This window comes from Burkholderia sp. 8Y, from assembly GCF_902506145.1.
GTDB lineage: Bacteria > Pseudomonadota > Gammaproteobacteria > Burkholderiales > Burkholderiaceae > Caballeronia.
The window spans coordinates 1-1,203 of record NZ_LR733529.1; the positions used below are offsets into that span (position 1 = coordinate 1).

Annotated in this window: 1 protein-coding gene; it reads left to right on the forward strand. The window is 56.4% G+C overall.

Annotated elements, in window-relative coordinates:
• Window positions 1-132: 132 nt before the first annotated feature.
• A complete protein-coding gene (locus GV035_RS25960; protein ID WP_268892292.1) occupies window positions 133-963 on the forward strand; it encodes a hybrid sensor histidine kinase/response regulator in 831 nt (276 codons plus the stop codon).
• The last annotated feature ends 240 nt before the right edge of the window (window positions 964-1,203 follow it).

Genomic DNA, 1,203 nt, shown 5'->3' on the forward strand with positions numbered 1-1,203 from the left:
CTGTACCGCTAGCGTCCTGAACTCGGCGGTGTATGCCTGCTTTGGTATTTTGAACATCGATTCTTTCCTTCCTTCGGGTCGAGTTTACACACGACCTGCTGGAAGGCGAAATTTCGGGGGAAGCTCAGTCCTCTGTTCGAAACGCATCGGCACCAGTTCAAGCTTCACGTTCCAGCTGACGCCGCGTGCGTATTAGGCGACTACAACCGATTGGTCCAAATCGTCACCAATTTACTCAATAACGCTGCTAAGTACACACCCGACGGCGGTCTAATCCAATTAACGATTGACAGGTTAGACGGAGAAGTCGTCCTGCGGGTCAAAGATAATGGCGTCGGCATGGAGCCGGAGCTGATGGCGCGGGCTTTCGACCTATTCCAGCAAGGCGAGCGCACCCCTGCCCGCACGGAAGGTGGGCTCGGCCTCGGGCTGGCGCTGGTGCGCAGCCTCGTTGAGCAGCATGAGGGAAGAGTCACTGTTTCAAGCGAAGGGCCAGGAAAAGGAAGCGAACTGATAGTCCGCTTGCCGCTTGCTACCGGTCGGCCTGCTAGTGAAGTTTCGGCAGACGCCCGTGAAGCGCCACCGCCGTCGTTAGCACCGCGGCGACATGTCCTTGTGGTCGACGACAACGTAGATGTGGCCGCATCCCTTTGCACGGTTCTGGAGATTCTGGGACACGACGTTGTTGTCGTACACGAAGCTAGAAGCGCTATCGGCCGGGCTAAGCGCGAAACATTCGACAGATGCATTCTCGATATCGGCCTTCCAGACATGACTGGCTATGAGTTGGCGCGAGAATTGAAAAACTTGCCGGGCACCCGAGATGCTGTGTTCGTTGCGCACACCGGCTACGGCCAGAAGGAAGATAAACGGCTTTCCTTGGAGGCTGGATTCGCTCACCATTTAGTAAAGCCGGCGGCAATACCAGACCTAGAACGGGTCTTGGCGGACTCGCGTGCCTGATATAACTCGAGTCACTCGTGAACAGGCAAGCAGCGAAGACGAGGACCTATCAATGATGCCGAACATGGAGGTCCAGGACCCGTTCCTCGACGCGCTAATAGGCGAAGGCGTTGTTGACCTGCCTGAGTTCTTCGGACCGTTTTAATCTTGGAGAACGGCCTCGATTGCTTCAGTTGAACAATACCGCTGCTTGAACTCGTCGGGCGTCAGGTAGGCCAGGCTTGAATGCGGCCGGATGGC